The 15,163-nt window shown below is 69.3% G+C and carries 19 protein-coding genes; 6 read left to right on the top strand and 13 right to left on the bottom strand.

The window, feature by feature from the left end; all coding sequences use genetic code 11:
* Positions 1–64: 64 nt before the first annotated feature.
* The 8 genes from ACVGV0_RS11835 to ACVGV0_RS11800 form a co-directional block, all read right to left on the bottom strand.
* Positions 65–691 (bottom strand): hydrolase, encoded by a 627-nt coding sequence (locus ACVGV0_RS11835; RefSeq protein WP_459155718.1) that lies wholly within the window; start codon positions 689–691, stop codon positions 65–67.
* 73 nt (positions 692–764) lie between these two features.
* Positions 765–1,247, bottom strand: a complete 483-nt coding sequence (locus ACVGV0_RS11830; RefSeq protein ID WP_459155717.1) for a carboxymuconolactone decarboxylase family protein — start codon at positions 1,245–1,247, stop codon at positions 765–767.
* Positions 1,248–1,251: 4 nt separating this feature from the next.
* Complete coding sequence (locus ACVGV0_RS11825) at positions 1,252–1,590, bottom strand: GNAT family N-acetyltransferase (protein WP_459155716.1); 339 nt, start codon at positions 1,588–1,590, stop codon at positions 1,252–1,254.
* 9 nt (positions 1,591–1,599) lie between these two features.
* A complete protein-coding gene (locus ACVGV0_RS11820) occupies positions 1,600–2,199 on the bottom strand; it encodes an FMN reductase (RefSeq protein ID WP_459155715.1) in 600 nt (199 codons plus the stop codon).
* A complete protein-coding gene (locus ACVGV0_RS11815; protein WP_459155714.1) occupies positions 2,196–3,287 on the bottom strand; it encodes an LLM class flavin-dependent oxidoreductase in 1,092 nt (363 codons plus the stop codon). The genes ACVGV0_RS11820 and ACVGV0_RS11815 overlap by 4 nt, the downstream gene beginning before the upstream one ends.
* Positions 3,288–3,395: 108 nt before the next feature.
* The gene (locus ACVGV0_RS11810) at positions 3,396–3,545 is read right to left on the bottom strand and encodes a hypothetical protein (protein WP_459155713.1); all 150 of its coding nucleotides are present in this window, start codon (positions 3,543–3,545) and stop codon (positions 3,396–3,398) included.
* Positions 3,542–4,063 (bottom strand): MarR family winged helix-turn-helix transcriptional regulator, encoded by a 522-nt coding sequence (locus tag ACVGV0_RS11805; protein ID WP_459155712.1) that lies wholly within the window; start codon positions 4,061–4,063, stop codon positions 3,542–3,544. Before ACVGV0_RS11805 ends, ACVGV0_RS11810 begins: the two co-directional genes overlap by 4 nt.
* A 154-nt stretch (positions 4,064–4,217) precedes the next feature.
* Positions 4,218–5,273 carry a tyrosine-type recombinase/integrase gene (locus ACVGV0_RS11800; RefSeq protein WP_459155711.1) on the bottom strand — a complete coding sequence of 352 codons (1,056 nt, stop codon included), beginning with the start codon at positions 5,271–5,273 and terminating at the stop codon, positions 4,218–4,220.
* 260 nt (positions 5,274–5,533) lie between these two features.
* Here ACVGV0_RS11800 and ACVGV0_RS11795 point away from each other — a divergent pair, with 260 nt between their 5' ends.
* The 3 genes from ACVGV0_RS11795 to ACVGV0_RS11785 are packed head-to-tail and all read left to right on the top strand — an operon-like array spanning position 5,534 to position 6,070.
* Entirely contained in the window at positions 5,534–5,722 is a 189-nt protein-coding gene (locus ACVGV0_RS11795; protein WP_459155710.1) for a hypothetical protein, read from the top strand.
* 25 nt (positions 5,723–5,747) lie between these two features.
* Positions 5,748–5,909 carry a hypothetical protein gene (locus ACVGV0_RS11790; protein WP_459155709.1) on the top strand — a complete coding sequence of 54 codons (162 nt, stop codon included), beginning with the start codon at positions 5,748–5,750 and terminating at the stop codon, positions 5,907–5,909.
* Positions 5,906–6,070 carry a hypothetical protein gene (locus tag ACVGV0_RS11785; protein WP_459155708.1) on the top strand — a complete coding sequence of 55 codons (165 nt, stop codon included), beginning with the start codon at positions 5,906–5,908 and terminating at the stop codon, positions 6,068–6,070. The genes ACVGV0_RS11790 and ACVGV0_RS11785 overlap by 4 nt, the downstream gene beginning before the upstream one ends.
* A 285-nt stretch (positions 6,071–6,355) precedes the next feature.
* On the opposite strand, the gene ACVGV0_RS11780 is transcribed toward ACVGV0_RS11785, so the two are convergent.
* The 5 genes from ACVGV0_RS11780 to ACVGV0_RS11760 form a co-directional block, all read right to left on the bottom strand.
* The gene (locus ACVGV0_RS11780) at positions 6,356–8,338 is read right to left on the bottom strand and encodes a primary-amine oxidase (RefSeq protein WP_459155707.1); all 1,983 of its coding nucleotides are present in this window, start codon (positions 8,336–8,338) and stop codon (positions 6,356–6,358) included.
* Positions 8,335–8,928 (bottom strand): alpha/beta fold hydrolase, encoded by a 594-nt coding sequence (locus tag ACVGV0_RS11775; protein WP_459159993.1) that lies wholly within the window; start codon positions 8,926–8,928, stop codon positions 8,335–8,337. Before ACVGV0_RS11775 ends, ACVGV0_RS11780 begins: the two co-directional genes overlap by 4 nt.
* 121 nt (positions 8,929–9,049) lie before the next feature.
* Positions 9,050–9,496: a PPOX class F420-dependent oxidoreductase gene (locus ACVGV0_RS11770; RefSeq protein WP_459155706.1), complete on the bottom strand. Its 447-nt coding sequence runs from the start codon at positions 9,494–9,496 to the stop codon at positions 9,050–9,052.
* A 94-nt stretch (positions 9,497–9,590) separates the two neighbouring features.
* Positions 9,591–10,628 (bottom strand): methyltransferase, encoded by a 1,038-nt coding sequence (locus ACVGV0_RS11765; protein WP_459155705.1) that lies wholly within the window; start codon positions 10,626–10,628, stop codon positions 9,591–9,593.
* Positions 10,629–10,689: 61 nt separating this feature from the next.
* Complete coding sequence (locus tag ACVGV0_RS11760; RefSeq protein ID WP_459155704.1) at positions 10,690–11,601, bottom strand: alpha/beta fold hydrolase; 912 nt, start codon at positions 11,599–11,601, stop codon at positions 10,690–10,692.
* Between the two features lie 191 nt (positions 11,602–11,792).
* On the opposite strand from ACVGV0_RS11760, the gene ACVGV0_RS11755 reads away from it, so the two are divergent.
* From ACVGV0_RS11755 to ACVGV0_RS11745, 3 genes are all read left to right on the top strand, one after another.
* On the top strand, positions 11,793–12,419 hold the full coding sequence (locus ACVGV0_RS11755) for a TetR/AcrR family transcriptional regulator (RefSeq protein ID WP_459155703.1): 627 nt from the start codon (positions 11,793–11,795) through the stop codon (positions 12,417–12,419).
* Between the two features lie 697 nt (positions 12,420–13,116).
* Positions 13,117–13,416 carry a hypothetical protein gene (locus ACVGV0_RS11750; protein WP_459155702.1) on the top strand — a complete coding sequence of 100 codons (300 nt, stop codon included), beginning with the start codon at positions 13,117–13,119 and terminating at the stop codon, positions 13,414–13,416.
* A gap of 452 nt (positions 13,417–13,868) precedes the next feature.
* Positions 13,869–15,110: a hypothetical protein gene (locus ACVGV0_RS11745; RefSeq protein WP_459155701.1), complete on the top strand. Its 1,242-nt coding sequence runs from the start codon at positions 13,869–13,871 to the stop codon at positions 15,108–15,110.
* The last annotated feature ends 53 nt before the right edge of the window (positions 15,111–15,163 follow it).

The following is a 15,163-nucleotide window of genomic DNA, read 5'->3' as shown; positions in this document are numbered from 1 at the left end:
CGCGTCGTCGGCGAGCCGTTCGCCGACGACGCGGACGAGCGAGTGACCGCGCTCGTCGTCGGCGTCACCCGTTGGCGCGAATCTCCTGCAGCCGGGGGAAGTACCAGCGCAGGATGCTGCGGAGGCTGTCCGCGTTGGCCCGGCCCCAGTCGCGTTGCAGTTCGGCCACCAGCGAGATCGCAGTGACCGGTTGCGCCCCGGCCTGCAGCACGCGCTGCATCGCGTTGTCGTGGGCGTCGCGGCTGATGCCGCCGATGGCGTCGGCCACGGGGTAGACTTCGTAGCCCTCGCGCAGCATGTCCAGGGCCGGGAAGGCGACGCAGACTTCGGTCCACAAACCGGTCATGATGATCTTCGTGCGGCCCGTCGCCTCCACGGCGGCCCGGAAATCGGGATCTTCCCAGGAGTTCAGCGTGGTCCGGTCGATCTCCCCGGTGGGTGGTAGCGCGTCGCGGAGTTCGGCGATGGTGCCGCTGTTGGCCCCGAGTTCGACGCCGACGGTGCTCAGCACGACCGGGAGCTGGTAGGAGCTGGCCGCGCGAGCAACAGCGGTCACGTTGAGCATCAGCTCGTCGTGGCCGATGGAGCCGACGGTGCCGACCTGTTCGGGCTGGTAGTCGATCAGCACGAGCGCGGCGTTGTCCGGGGTCAACAAGTGGTCGTTGCTGCGGGCAGGCGTTTCACCGGCCATGTCGTTCTCCTCGAGGAGTCGTGGGGCTGTGCTTTGTCGATGATGGTGCCCAGCGCCGCGACCGGCCGCCACCTCATGAGTCCGGCTCCCCGGAGGCGCGGTGCCGAGCGCGGACCGGGTGGTGCGAGAGGATGGAGACGCGGTTGAAGGCGTTGATGGCAACGGCCGCCCAGGCCACCAGCGAGACCTCGTCGTCGGTGAGCACCGTGCGTGCTCGCGCGCAGTCGGCGTCGTCGGGGTGCTGCTGGGCGACGAGGGTCACCGCTTCGGTCAGCTCCAGGGCCGCCCGCTCGCGCGGGGTGAACAACTCGGTGTCGCGCCAGCCCGGCAGCACGGCCAGCCGCTGGGTCGTTTCACCGGCGTCGAGGGCGCGGTGGGTGTGCAGGTCCAGGCAGTACGCGCACGCGTTGATCTGCGACGCGCGGATGTTGACCAGTTCCAGCAGCGCGTGCTCCAGGTCGAGCTCGTTCGCCCGAGCGCGGATCTCGGCTGCGGTCGCGGCCAGCGCCTTGAACACCGCCGGTGTCTGCTCGTCGAGGAAGATCCGGTCCGACATCGGCTCATCCGGTCCGTTCCCGCACCGCGGCGAGCGCCTCCGGGGTGACCTTGTCGACGACGTCGTCGACCTCGTGGTGGTTTTCCAGGTACTTCTGCACGAACGGGCACACCGGCACGAGGCGCAGGCCGGCCGTCCGGGTATCGGCCAGCGCCCGGCCGATCAGGGTGCTGCCCAGCCCGCGTCCACCGAAGTCCGCGCCGATTTCGGTGTGGTAGAAGATGCGTTGCTCGCCCCGGTCGACGTAGGCGGTGTGGCCCGCTCGCTGGCCGTCGACGGTGATCTCGTAGCGGTCCCGGTCGGCCGAGCGGGCGACCGCGACCTCGGGGGATTCCTCGGACATGGTGCTCCTTCAGCGCGTCGTGTTCTCGTGCAGGAGTTGTTCGAACGGTACGGGATCGGTGAACGGGTCGGTCTTCTTCTGGTCCGGCCGGGCCTGCACGGCCGCGGCGAGTTCGCCCGCCGCTCGGGTGATGCGCCGGGTGAGGTCGGTGTCGTTGCCCCAGTCGGCGCTGGCGGCGTAGACGGCGGTGGGCACGGCCGGTGCGCGCAGGTAGGACAGCAGCGGGCGCAGCGCGTGCTCGAGGACGAGCGAATGCCGCTCGGTGCCGCCGGTCGCGGCCAGCAGCACCGGTGTGCCCTGCACCGACTCCGGTTCGACGATGTCCATGAAGGACTTGAACAGACCGCTGTAGGAGGCGGTGAACGTCGGGCTGACCAGGATGAGCCCGTCGGCGGCGTCGACCTGCTCCAGCACGGGCCGCAAGCGCTGGTTGGCGAAGCCGGTGAGCAGGTGATCGGTGATGTCGTGGGCGTAGTCGCGCAGCTCGACCACCTCGGCGGTGGCTTCTGCGCCCAGCTCGCCGCGCGTGGCCGTGACCAGTCGGTCGGCGAGCAGCCGGGTCGAGGAGGGCTGCGACAGGCCCGCGGATACCGCGAGGACGTGCGTCATGCCGCGCTCCCTTCTGCGTGCTGTGCTTGGACCAGGGATTCGTGGGTGGGCGCTTCGGGCACGTGGGCGGGTGTGCGGTCGGCGAATTCCTTGCGCAGCACCGGGACGACCTCCTCGCCGAGCAGGTCGAGCTGTTCCAGCACGGTCTTCAGCGGCAGTCCGGCGTGGTCGATGAGGAACAGCTGGCGCTGGTAGTCGCCGACGTAGTCGCGAAAGCCCAGGGTGCGGTCGATGACTTGCTGCGGGCTGCCGACCGTCAGCGGGGTCTCTTCCATGAACTGCTCCAGCGAGGGTCCTCCGCCGTAGACCGGGGCGTCGTTGAAGTACGGGCGGAACTCCTCCACCGCGTCCTGCGAGTTGGCTCGCATGAAGACCTGCCCGCCCAGGCCCACGACGGCCTGGTCGGCGCGGCCGTGGCCGTGGTGCTCGTAGCGCTGCCGGTAGAGCTGCACCATGCGTTGGGTGTGTTCTTTCGGCCAGAAGATGTGGTTGTGGAAGAAGCCGTCGCCGTAGTAGGCGGCCTGCTCGGCGATCTCGGGGCTGCGGATCGAGCCGTGCCAGACGAACGGCGGCACCCCGTCCAGCGGCCGCGGGGTGGCGGTGAAGCCCTGCAGCGGGGTGCGGAACGTGCCCTGCCAGTCGACCACGTCCTCGTGCCACAGCCGGTGCAGCAGGTGGTAGTTCTCGATCGCCAGCGGGAGGCCCTGGCGGATGTCCTGGCCGAACCACGGATACACCGGGCCCTGGTTGCCGCGGCCCAGCATGAGGTCCACGCGCCCGCCGGCCAGGTGCTGCAGCATCGCGAAGTCCTCGGCGATCTTCACCGGGTCGTTGGTGGTGATCAACGTCGTTGAGGTGGACAGGATCAGCCGCTCGGTCCGGGCGGCGACGTAGCCGAGCATCGTCGTCGGCGAGGACGGCACGAACGGCGGGTTGTGGTGCTCACCGGTGGCGAACACGTCCAGGCCGACCTCCTCGGCCTTCTTGGCGATGGCCACCATCGCCTGGATCCGCTCGTGCTCGGTCGGCGCCCGTCCGGTGGTCGGGTCCGGGGTGACGTCCCCGACCGTGAACACTCCGAACTGCATCGCGATCTCCCCAATTCCTTCAGATTTTAAGTAATGGGGGAACGGGTGCGGCGGGAGCGCTATTCCCCGCCGGCCGGGCGCAGTGCTGCACACCACACCTGCGCTGGCTCAGCGATGCGGCGGGTAGCGCTCCTCGGCCGTCAAGCGCGCGTTCGGCAGTGCGGGCGCCGGCAACAGCTCCGCGTCCGGCTCGGCCACGAGGGTCACCTCGGCCGAGCGCACCGCCTGCTCGGCGGGATCGTGCCCGCCATCGCTCATGCGGAGCTCCTGCTCCGCTCCCCCGGCCCGTCAGCGCCGGGCGCGACTCCCCCGCCCGCCTGCTCGCCGGATCCGTGCAGGCGAGACCGCAGCCGGGTGAACACCCCTGCGAGCACGTGCAGTTCGTGCTCGTCGAGATCATCGGTGAACAGCCGCTGCACCGTCGCGATGTGGTGGCAGTCCGCCGCGCGGAACGCCTCGAGCCCGGTCGCGGTCAGCACCGCGTGATTGACCCGCTTGTCCTCCGGTGCGGGTTGCCGCAGCACCCACCCGTGCCGCTCCATCACCTTGACCTGATACGTCAGCCGGCTCGGGGAGAACACCATGCGCGCTGCCAGCTCCCCCATCCGCAGCCGGTGCGCCGGGCTCTCCGAGAGCACCAGCAACACGTGGTAGTCCATCAAGCTCATTCCGGCGGCCGCCCGCAAGTCCTCGTCGAGCTGGGTCTGCAGCAGCACGCTCGCCTCGATGTACGGGCGCCACGCCCGCCGCTGCGGCGAATCCTGCCAGGTCGACATACCGGCAAGCATACCGTTTTACTTCAAATATCGAAATAGTTCCGGTCCGCCACACCGGAGGGCGCACGCCGACGAGCGGCAGTCCGCGCCGCCCCCACCGCTCGGGAGCCCCCGGGGCTTGAAGACCGGTCGCGCCACAGCTCCACATTTTTCGTCACCGTGACGAAGACCCCTCGGACCGCTGCTCCGATGAATCATGGTCCGATTCGTCGGTTCCGGTGGCCGCGGCGACGAGGTGCGCGGGATCCTGGTGCAGCGACAGGGCCACGTGGTCGTAGAGCTGCGTGATTGCCGCCGAGGAGTGGCCGAGCGCATCGCGGCGGTCTTCCAGCGCGGCCCCGCCCTCCCGGGCGAGCGTGTTGAACGTGTGCCGCATCGCGTGCGGGGTGATGCGCTCCGGTGCGGGCACGCCGGCCTGCTGGGCCATGCGCTGCACGAGGCGGTAGACCTGGTGCCGCGTCAGCCGGGTGGCCGCGCGCGTGGTCACCAGCGGATCCCGGTCCCCGACCCCGGAGCGGGTGGCCAGGTGCCGGTCGATCGCGGCGGCCGCCGCCGGCGGCAGGGGCCGCGTGCGGGTGGTGCCGCCCTTCATCCGCACGGTGAGCACGCGCATCCCCTCGCGCGCGCCGAGGTCGCCGACGGCGGCCTGGCACAGTTCGGACACGCGCACGCCGAGGTCGACCAGCAGCCGCATGACCACGGCCGTCGCGTGCTCGTCGAGGGTGCGGTGCGCGTACCGGGTGCTGGCGGCGAGCATGCCGCGGGCCTGCTGTTGGGAGACGCTCGCCGTCGGCGAGTGCCCCCGGTCGTAGCGGGGGCGGGCGACGTCGCGGGCCGGGTTGGCCTCGAGCGTGCCGGCGCGGACGAGGAAGGTGTACCAGCTGGACACCGCGGCGAGCTTGCGCGCGCGAGTGTTGGCGGCGAGAACGCGGCCGGTGCGGGGATGTTCCGCACTGGCCAGTTCGGTGGCGTACATCTGCACCTCCGGCAGTCGCACCGACAGCGGGTCCAGCTCGCGGCGCAGGCACCAGCTCAAATACTCGTGCACATCGCGGCCGTAGGCATCGCGCGTGGCCGCGGACTCGCTGAACGAGCCGAGCCAGGCGGCCACGAGCGCGCCGAGGCGGTGACCCGTGCGGGTTTCCGTGCCGAGCAATTCCGTTGGCCCCGTGCTCGCGGCGGGGCGCGGCCGCTGCCCTTCGATCGCCATCACGATCATCCTACCGCACATAAGCCGGATTATGCGCGGTGCTCATCCCGCCGTCTCCCCTCGACATCGTTCTGTTTAGTATCGTTGGTTACGTTATATAAACGGTTACGAAAAAGGGGGCGTGCGACTGGGACCCGGGCGCGGAGGGGCACCTCCGCCGCAACGGCGGGCGCGACGCCGCGCGGGTGCGAGCGCAACGCATCGGGGTGTCGTGGTGCCGGTCAGGAACGCGTCACCAGCCGCCATCGGGCTCTGCCGAGGTGATCGGTAGCGTTCGCGCATGGCGCGGGCAGTTGGCTCAGGACGAGCTGGTCGAGCACTGGACGCTGATCGGTGACGATCTGGACCGGGTGGCGGGCAAGCGTGGTGCGGCGAAGCGGGGCTTTGCCCTGTTGCTGAAGTTCTTCGCCGCCCGCGGTCGGCTTCCCCGGCCCCCGGGGGCGCAGTGAGCTGCCGCCGGCGGCGGTGGAGTTCGTGGCCAAGCAGCTGCAGGTTCCGGCTGCTGATCTGGGGTTTTACGAGTGGTCGTGGCGCAGCATCGAGCGCCACCGTGCGGAGATCCGCGAAGCGTTGGGTTTCCGCGAGTGTTCGGTCGCCGATGCCGACAAGCTCCCGACTGGCTGGTCGCGAACGTGACGCAGGCTGAACGCCGGGCGGATCAGGTGCGGGCCGCTTTACTGCAGCGGGAAATCAACGCCGGGCTCAACGTCGCCGAGAGCTGGAACCGCGCCAACGCCGAATCTTCTGTGGCAAAGCCCGCGACATCGCCTCCCACCGCCGCGACGAGCAGGAAATGAGCGTGCTGTGCCTGCACGCCCTGCAAGCCGCCGTGGTCTGCGTGAACACCCTCCGAGCTACGCGCAGGTCGCTGAGTGACCGGTACGGCCTCTGCGGGCGTGGCCACCGGAGCAGCGACTGTCGCCTCGCTCGCGGCCGGCGGCAGCTCCATTGCCGGCAGGCCGGATCCAGGAGTGGCAGATGTCCGGGACGTGCCGCCTGCGCCCCTCCGGGGCGGGGTGGATCCGGTCCGCCGCAGCGGGGCGTCGGACCGGATCGTGGTGCCTGGTGGGGCGGTCGCCGGATTACTCCTGGTGGCAGGTGTGGCTGCCCTGGGAGGAGGCAGGCAGGTTGAGGGCGGGATTGCCGGCGTGGAAGCCGACCGGGCTGAGGGTGAACCCGATGTGTTCGACGGGCATCACGGGCCAGTCCTCGGGGCGCACGATGTGGTTGGTCCCGAAGGTGTGCCAGAGCACGACGTCGGTGTCGACGAGGCCGCGATCGGCCTGCACGTAGTCGGCGATGCCGTCGGAGCCTTCCCGCTGATTGGGGTAGTCGCCGGCAGCGAAGTTCTCGTCAGGGTGATAGCGCGAGACCCACAGGTGGCGGGAGATGAAGGTGGCGCGCCGGCGAGCGGGATTGTCCTCCCGGGTCAGGGGCCGCACACAGCTGGTGGGCGTGAGCTTGTAGCTCACCGGCGTGCCCAGGGCGTTGCTCCGCGTCGAATTCTCGATCTTCCAGTACCGCCCGGCCAGGGGATCGGCGAGCCGCTGGGCCTGGCTCTCGCGGGCGAGCTCATGTTGCTGCCCGATCCAGGCGTTGCCGCGGGGGTTGTCCACCCCCACCGGCTGGGGGGCGGGGTCGACCTCGTGGACCGTGTTCTGCCGCCCGTCGACCTCCATGTCCAGCCGGGCGGAGACGAAGTGCTGGTGATTCGGACCGTAGAGCCCGGGGGCGACCAGTGTGCCGAACCGCGGGCGCTGTCCGTCGGCGACGGCTCCGGTGGAGATGATGCCGGTCAGTTTGACTTGGCATTCGAGGGTGCCGTCGAGGTAGAAGTACCAGTAGAAGGCGTACTCGTAGTTGGCCACCGTGGCGATGAAGGACACGACGAGCCGACGCGATCTGCGCACCTCGCTGCGCCCCGTGCGCAGGTCGAGATGCTTCCACAGGATCCCGAAGTCTTCCTCGTGGATGCAGATGGCGTTGGTGACGGTGGCGGGCGTCCCGTCGTTGCGCACGTTGACCGCGTCGAGGTAGCGGATCTCGCCGAGGCAGTCACAGCCCCGCTCCAGCGAGTTCGCGAGTACTCCGAGCCCGTACTCGCCCGAGTCGAAGGCGTTCTTGCGCCAGTGCGTGGGGGCCGGGTCGCCGTAGGGCACGAACAGGTCGGTGATCGAGGCGCGGTGCACCACCGGACGCCAGTCGTCGCCGTCGCGCCACCGGATGCGGTGCAGCACCAAGCCTTCACGGGCGGTCCAGCCGAGCACGAAGCTCCAGTTCGCCCAGGTCAGCTCCCGGTCGGTGATGCTGAAGCTCGGCCCTTCGGGCTGCACGATGTCCAGCGGTTCGAGTTGCGGTGCGGCGGAGTCGAATCGCGGGAAGTTGTCCTCGCGGCTGATCTTGTCGGCTTCGTAGTTGCCCCCCTTCGGCGGGACGGGGACGACCCCGTGGTCTTCGACGTCGAGCACCTGGAGCTCGTCGAGGTCGAAGACCGTGATCAGACCCTCGACCGGGTGCGCGTAGGCGTTGTCCCCGGGTGCGGACCGCACCCACGTCAGCGCCAACAGCCGTCGGGTGTCGGGCTCGTCGTCGGCCTGGTAGTGACCGGCTGACCACGGGTCCACCAGCGCGTCCTCGGGGTTGGTGATCCCCCTCTTGCGGAGGGCTTCTTGCCAGCGGGGGTCTTGTTTGACCGCCTGTTCGCACTCGTCGAACTCCTCGGCCGTCACGGCGGGCTGCACTCCGGGCAGGACGCGCAGGTGCTCGACCGCTCCCGACTCCACCGCGACCGTCGCCTCGACGGTCTTGCGTCGTCCCCGATCCCGCAGGACGACTCGAGCCCGACGCGGTGCCGGAACCGGGTCCCCGGCCTCCCAGTGATCGACGTCGGCCTTGGCCGGCTCCACGAGCGTGACCGAGACGAACGCGACTCGGTCGCTGAGCTCCCCGGTGGTTTTCACGGCGGTCGTGGCGCGTTCGATTTCTTCCGCGCGGAGCGGGGTCAGCGGGTGGGCCGCTGCTACGGGGGTCTCACCGGATGGTTCCCTCGATCGTGTCGCTGTCATGATTTCTCCTCGGCTGTTGCTGATCGCGCTTGCGATGCATCGGATTCCCGCTCCCCGGGTGAGCGCGTTCCTCGGTGCTCTCCAGCACGACAGGATCGATGTTTTCGTAGCGGTCTGGTTGGCGTCAGCGTAGATGACGTTCCGGGAGCAGGCGCGCAGAAAGCAACGCGGAGTGACCGCGGATGCTGGCCGCGGTCGTCGAGTTCCCACGCGAGTCCTCGTCGCCAGCACCCGCGGAGGGGCCGCTGGGGGAACCATCCTGGGGCGGGCTGCGCGAAGGGCGACGTGAGGTGGGCCAGCAGCTGTGCCGGTGCGTCCTCCTGCAGGACGTGGCCGGCTCCTTCGATCCAGTGCAGCTCGGCGTGCGGGATCCGGTCGTGCAGCCAGCGCGCGTAACCGGGTGGGAGGATGCGGTCCTCGGTGCCCCAGATCAGGCGGGTCGGGATGGTGATCTCGCCGAGCAGGTGCTCGTAGGCTGCCGTGTGCTCCTGCTTGATCTGGCTGTACTGGCGGTAGAAGGCGGCCTGTCCGGTGTCACCGCGCCAGGGGGCGAGGAACGCGTCGAGGACCGCCGGCCGGTAGCCGAGGATCTGGCCGATCGCCCGTCCTCCCGCTAGCCGGGATCGGGGAAGAATCGAGCGATGCGCAGATCAGGAAGTGCGCGCTGCGACACCTTCCGAACGGAGCGAGGCGGGATATCCCGGTGGTCGGTCAGGAAGCGGGGACGGGACCGCCGGGTCGGAACCGCTCCACTCCGATGATGTGCCGCACCTTGACCGGCCGCACGATCACCGCGACCCGCTCCTCCCCCGGCATGATCCACTCGAAACGCTCGTTGCCCAGGTACTTCTGGGCCAGCCGGTCCATCCGGTCGTGCGCCTCCTCGCCTTCGATGAAGCGGGCCACCTCGCCGCTGATCTGCACCCGGTCGAAGGGGTCGGCGGCATCCGCGTGCGAGAGGTAGACACGGGGATCGCGGCGCAGGTTCTCCTCCTTCACCCGGCCCACCGAGGTGTTGAACGCCAGCTCCCCCTCGCCTTCCAGCGCCACCCACATCGGACTGACCTGCGGCGCTCCGTCGGCGAAGACGGTGCCGACGTACCAGATGTTGGGGGCTTCCAGCCGGGCTCGGACGGCTTCGTCGAAGTGCGCAGTCATTACGGCAAACTACCAATGCTGGGCCAGCGGAAAACCACAGGCCGCGATCCCGCGGCAGCGACTCCGGCCGCCGCGGTTCACCGGGAGAACCGGATCACTCGCTCGGCACGGCTTCGAGGATCACCTTCTCCGAACTCGTCCGCGTCAGGTTCGACCGGCTCAACCCGGCCGCGGCGAACAGCGCGTCGTACTCCTGCAACGTGCGTTCCTTGCCGGACACCACCGCCAGCATGTTCATGTCCATCAGCGGTGCCAGCCCCGGCTCGCCGAGCTCGCCGATGAGCAGCTCCACCACCGCGACACGGCCGCCCGGGTTCAACCCGGCGCGGCAGTTGCGCAGGATGCGCACGCAGGCCTCGTCGTTCCAGTCGTGCAGGATGAACTTCAGCAGGTGCAGATCCGCTGCCGGCACCGATTCGAAGAAGTCCCCGGACACGGCCACGAACCGCTCCGACAGCCCCTTGTGCTCCGCCGCGGCCTCCGCGTCAGGGACCACGTGCGGGTGGTCCAGCACGCTGCCGTGCAAATCCGGGTTCGCCCGCATCAGCGCGTGCACGAGGCTGCCGCTCGCCCCGCCGATGTCCACCGCAGTCTTGGTCGCGGACGTGTCCAGCAGGCGGGCCGCGTCATCCACCACCATCGCCGACAGCTCGTCCATGGCCGTGGTGAAGACCGAGCCCTCCTCCGGGAACTGGGCGTAGTAGTCCCACAGCTCCGGCCCGTGGTACTCGGGGGGCTGCCGTCGGCCCGCGCGCACCGCCTCCGGGAAGTTGCCCCATGGTTCCCAATGCCCCGGCGCGCCCTGCGCCACGGCCCAGCCCTTCAGCGATCCCGGCACGTCCGGGAGAAGCGTGCGCAGCAGCTCCGTCGCGGCGAAGTGCACTCCGTCGTCCGAGGTGACCAGCCCGAGCGCAGCGGAGGTGCGCAGCAGCCGCCGCGTCGCGTCCACATCCAACGACTCCGCTGCGGCGACCTGCTCCGCCGTCGCCGGGGATCCGGTCAAGTGCTCCGCGAGCGAATACTGCGCCACCGTGCGGACGACCTGCGTCACCCAGTGCCCGGTGACCATCGACATCATCCGGTCGTAGTGCTCCCCGGTCGGGGAACCGGCCGATTCAGATGCGCGTTCCATGGCAAGCCCTCCGTTCGTCGATCTCGGGAGCTTCACTGTAGGGGAGTCCGATCGCGTGGTGTCATTGCGGTGGCTGCGGTCTCCTGGCCGCGACGCCGGCTGGTTGGCCGACGTCGTGCTGCTCGCTGCGGGATCCTCCTGCGGCGGGGCAGGCGGGCTGCTCGAAGGGCGACGTGAGGTGGGCCAGCAGCTGTGCCGGTGCGTCCTCCTGCAGGACGTGGCCGGCTCCTTCGATCCAGTGCAGCTCGGCGTGCGGGATCCGGTCGTGCAGCCAGCGCGCGTAACGGGGTGGGAGGATGCGGTCCTCGGTGCCCCAGATCAGGCGCGTCGGGATGGTGATCTCGCCGAGCAGGTGCTCGTAGGCTGCCGTGTGCTCCTGCTTGATCTGGCTGTACTGGCGGTAGAAGGCGGCCTGTCCGGTGTCACCGCGCCAGGGGGCGAGGAACGCGTCGAGGACCGCCGGCCGGTAGCCGAGGTTGGTGGCGTGGCGCATGTGCCCGGCGACGAGTTCTCGGTGGACGTAGTCGGGAAGCTGGTGGAACACCTCGGGGTGCTCCAGGATGAGCTGGAAGAGGCCGCGTTCCCACTCGCCGCCGCTCACGGCGTCGAACAGGGTGAGGTCTCGGAAGCTCGCCCCTTCCAGCAGCATGCTCCGCAGCGTGACCGCCCCACCGATGTCGTGGGCCACCACGCTGGGGTGGGACAGTTCCCAGTGCTCGAGGAGCCGGGCGAAGTTCCGGGCGTGCGCGGCGAGGCTGAGGTCTTGACCCTCGCGTTGCTCGGACTGGCCGAAGCCGAGCAGGTCGAATGCGTAGACCCGCCGCGTTCGAGCGAGTGCCGGCGCGAGGTCACGCCAGAGGAAGGACGAGTACGGCGTGCCGTGCACGAGCACGAGCGGCTCCCCGCTTCCCAGGGCCGTCCACCGGATCGTCCCGCCCGGTGTTTCGAACTCGTCGTCCAGTGACCAGGTCATCGTGGTCCTCCCGTTGTGAGTTCCTGCTCGCCAGCGCGAAGGAGCCGTGCCGGATCGGCGCGGGCGGTGCGATCCGCTCCCGGCCTCGCGCGCACTCGGGCAACCGGTGCACCGCCCGCACGCCTCCTACACTGGTCTGTGAAGTTACCGGCCCGACCATAGGTACACAGGTCTGTGAAGTCAATGGAGTGATGATGAGCACCGACACCGGTCCGGACCGATCGCTGACGCGGGGTGCCCAGCGGATCCTCGACGTCGCCTCCGAGCTGTTCTACTGGCGCGGCATCCACGCCGTCGGCGTCGACACCATCGCCGCCGAATCCGGCGTGACCAAGCGGACCCTCTACGACCGGTTCGGGTCGAAGGACAACCTCGTCGCCACCTACCTGGACGCCCGGGACCGGCGCTGGCGCGAGACGGTCACCACCCGCCTCCACGACGCGCCCCCTGACCCCGTGGCACGCGTACTGGTGCCGTTCGACGTACTGCCCGACTGGCTCACGCCGAGCACCCGGGGCTGCGGCTTCATCAACGCCTTCGCCGAGCTGCCCGAGCCCGACCACCCCGGCCGGCGAATCGCAGTCGCCGAGAAGGCGTGGTTACGCGCCCTGTTCCGCGACCTGCTCACCGAGGCGGGCGCAACGGGCAACGACGTCGAGACGCTCGCCACCCAGCTGCTGAGCCTGCACGAAGGCGCCATCGTCAGCTACGCCATCACGAACGACACGTCAGCCGCGGCCGCCACTCGCGCGGCCGCGAAGACCCTCGTGACCGGCGCGTCACCCGGCCCTCCGGCCGACAGCCCCTCGTCCCGCTAGCCGGGCCCGGGGAAGAGCCGAAGGTGCTGCTGCCGGGGATCGCCACCAGCTCCAGCGCAGGAAACGACCGCAAACGTGAGGAGGCCCCGGTTGCCGGTGTCTCCGCGGCAACCGGGGCCTCGCAGTGCACCGCTGCCCCCGACGCGGTGGCGGACCGGCGTCATGATCTCGGAAAGCCCTCCCAGGCGGAACCGCGCCCAGCGGGATGCCGGCTCCCGTTCAGGCGGTTCACGAGCAGCGCGTTCTCGGATTCGTAGGTCGAGTTCCGCCCTTCATCGCTGTGTTCAGGGCGTTTTCGCACGCCACTGGCAGCGCAGGAGATGACCACATCGCCCGTAAGAATGCTCTTGAACGGCTCCGACCGCCCTCACCTACCGAAAACCGTTGCGACCAGCAGGAATCGACCCGCGAACCGCCACGGATCCCGTCGGGCGGAGCGGCGCGCGTCGATCGCGACCATCGGCGCACATGCGGACTTCTCCGTTCACGCCCGGATCGTCCGGTGATCTCCGATCCACGTCCACATCGGTCTGTTCGGCGGATGCGAGTGGAGGTGAACCGCCGTTGAAGGTGCCGCATCGAAGTCCCTTCGAGTGAACGTGGATCGCATCTCACCGATGAGACTCCAAGATCAACTACGCTCCGGTGCCGCGTCAGCACGCTCCGGCTGCCGCACGAACTGTCGAAAGGATTGAACGTGTCGATTTTCGATGACATCGGTAACGGCTTCAAAAAGGCGGGACAGGCCATCTTGGACGGCACCGGAAAGGTCAACGGCGCCATCCTCAACGGTTTGGGCAAGGTTGTGCACGTCGAGGGCTTCTCCAACGAGGAGCTGGCCGAGCTTCCGGACGGCGTGACGCCGAGCGAGAGCTGGGCCAAGCTGTCGGCAGCCCTGGCGGAGGCGGAACAGCACGCACAGGTGCTGGCCGACGACTGGGACAACCAGAAGCACGTCGCCGCTCTCCTGGAGAAGGAAACGGCGCAGACTGGATAACGTGCTGGGCGGGTGGCCCGTTGCGGGCCACCCGCCCAGCCGCACCGGGGACGCGGTCCTGCCCGCAGGCGACTGCTTGCGCAACGCGGTCCGCGCATGCGGATCGACTACGGGTGGTGCGCCCCGGAGTTTCCGAACTCGCAGCAAGGGCATCTCAGCAGTCGTCCGGTCTCGATCTCGCGCGGGGTTTCCGGTGAGATTCCGGCCGCGCACGCGACCTGCTCGAGAGCGCGCCCTGCTCGCGCGTCGCGCAGCAGCGTGCCGTGGCGCCTGCCGATTCCGCTCTGTTCGGCCACGCCGCACTGCTCCACGCGATGCCCACCACCGGCACTTTTGGTGTTTTTGCCTTGATCTCGCCCTGGTGTCGTTGTCACCATCCGCCACCGGTGATGCGGAGAGTGATCTCCACATCACCGAGAGAAGAGGATCAGGCATCAGGAACAGGAGCAGGCATGACCGCTGAGGCGCCGAACGAACGCGCACCCGGGGGCAGTGGTTTCGAGCGCAGGAACTTCATCAAAGGCGGCGCGGTCGGAGCCGCCGGAGTGGCCGGACTGGCCCTCACCGGCGCTTCGGGAACTGCGGCGGAGCGAGCGGGGCGGCGCGCTCCGCTCGAGGCCGTTCGCCACTTGCCGGATCCCGCACCGGAGGACCTCGAGCAGGGAGGCGGGAAGACCTACAACGGCGGCCCGGGCGGCCAACCCGCGTACCGGGTCGACGACGCGAAGGGGCTCAAACGGGCCCTGTCGAAGGCGAGCAGCGGCGAGATCATCCGGGTCGAGGACGACGCGGTGATCGACCTGACCGGCGACGAGGGCCTGTCCGTGCCCTCCGGAGTGATCATCGCTGGTGGGCGCGGGAACAACGGGAGCAGCGGCGGTGTGCTCCTGACGCAGCGGAACACGACCGGCACGCCGGACGAGGACCTCCCGCTGTTCGCCGTCGAGGGCAGCGGGGTGCGGTTCACCGGGTTGCGCATCCAGGGACCGCGGCTGGCCGACTACTGGGACCCGGAAGGCTACGACACGCCGGGCGAGCACACCGAGTACAAGACCCGGATCATCGGCGGTCTGAAATTCCTGGGGGACGACGGCCGCGTGGACAACTGCCAGATGTACGGGTTCACGCACGCGGCGGTGTCGTTCGGTTACGCGAAGTCCTCCGGGGCGTCCGGCCGGGTCGAGTACTGCAGCATCCACAACAATCCGATGGAGCACTACGGCTACGGCGTCAACGTGTGGGGCGTCGGCAGCGCCGCGATCATCGAGTGGAACTACTTCGACTACAACCGCCACTCCATCGCCGGGTACGGCGGGGCGGACAACCACTACACCGCCCGCAACAACCTCGTCGGGCCGAACCCCATCAGCCATGCCTTCGACATGCACGGCAAGAGCGGCGTCGCGGGCGGCACCATCCTCATCCACCACAACACGTTCCAGTTCAGCGAGAACACCGACGACGCCTACCCCGCCGAACGCAGCCAGGAGGCGATCAAGATCCGCGGTGTTCCCGACGGTCGCTGCGACATCAACAAGAACTGGTTCCACCACACGTACAAGCCGACGGACCCCGACGGGGAACCGGCGCAGGCGTACCGGCAGAACGGTGTCGACAGCTGGACCAACATGTACGCGGACGGCAACCACTTCGGCAGCGACGAACCCTCCACCGACATCGGCCACCCGCGGTGACGCCGCCGCCCCCGCGGTGCGGTTCGCGGCTGCCGCGCGGGCGCGGAAAATCC

This window comes from Salinifilum ghardaiensis (genome assembly GCF_054491345.1).
The sequence above is the reverse complement of the archived record's forward strand: the minus strand, read 5'-3'. Positions and strand labels throughout refer to the sequence as shown.

What these genes read in the sequence shown, in the direction of transcription:
- ACVGV0_RS11805 (WP_459155712.1), bottom strand. Translation starts at nt 4,063, where the DNA reads ATGTCGACCTGGCAGGATTCGCCGCAGCGGCGGGCGTGGCGCCCGTAC.
- ACVGV0_RS11780 (WP_459155707.1), bottom strand. Translation starts at nt 8,338, where the DNA reads ATGACAGCGACACGATCGAGGGAACCATCCGGTGAGACCCCCGTAGCA.
- ACVGV0_RS11810 (WP_459155713.1), bottom strand. Translation starts at nt 3,545, where the DNA reads ATGAGCGATGGCGGGCACGATCCCGCCGAGCAGGCGGTGCGCTCGGCC.
- ACVGV0_RS11745 (WP_459155701.1), top strand. Translation starts at nt 13,869, where the DNA reads ATGACCGCTGAGGCGCCGAACGAACGCGCACCCGGGGGCAGTGGTTTC.
- ACVGV0_RS11800 (WP_459155711.1), bottom strand. Translation starts at nt 5,273, where the DNA reads ATGGCGATCGAAGGGCAGCGGCCGCGCCCCGCCGCGAGCACGGGGCCA.
- ACVGV0_RS11830 (WP_459155717.1), bottom strand. Translation starts at nt 1,247, where the DNA reads ATGTCGGACCGGATCTTCCTCGACGAGCAGACACCGGCGGTGTTCAAG.
- ACVGV0_RS11835 (WP_459155718.1), bottom strand. Translation starts at nt 691, where the DNA reads ATGGCCGGTGAAACGCCTGCCCGCAGCAACGACCACTTGTTGACCCCG.
- ACVGV0_RS11770 (WP_459155706.1), bottom strand. Translation starts at nt 9,496, where the DNA reads ATGACTGCGCACTTCGACGAAGCCGTCCGAGCCCGGCTGGAAGCCCCC.
- ACVGV0_RS11825 (WP_459155716.1), bottom strand. Translation starts at nt 1,590, where the DNA reads ATGTCCGAGGAATCCCCCGAGGTCGCGGTCGCCCGCTCGGCCGACCGG.
- ACVGV0_RS11755 (WP_459155703.1), top strand. Translation starts at nt 11,793, where the DNA reads ATGATGAGCACCGACACCGGTCCGGACCGATCGCTGACGCGGGGTGCC.
- ACVGV0_RS11820 (WP_459155715.1), bottom strand. Translation starts at nt 2,199, where the DNA reads ATGACGCACGTCCTCGCGGTATCCGCGGGCCTGTCGCAGCCCTCCTCG.
- ACVGV0_RS11815 (WP_459155714.1), bottom strand. Translation starts at nt 3,287, where the DNA reads ATGCAGTTCGGAGTGTTCACGGTCGGGGACGTCACCCCGGACCCGACC.
- ACVGV0_RS11765 (WP_459155705.1), bottom strand. Translation starts at nt 10,628, where the DNA reads ATGGAACGCGCATCTGAATCGGCCGGTTCCCCGACCGGGGAGCACTAC.
- ACVGV0_RS11760 (WP_459155704.1), bottom strand. Translation starts at nt 11,601, where the DNA reads ATGACCTGGTCACTGGACGACGAGTTCGAAACACCGGGCGGGACGATC.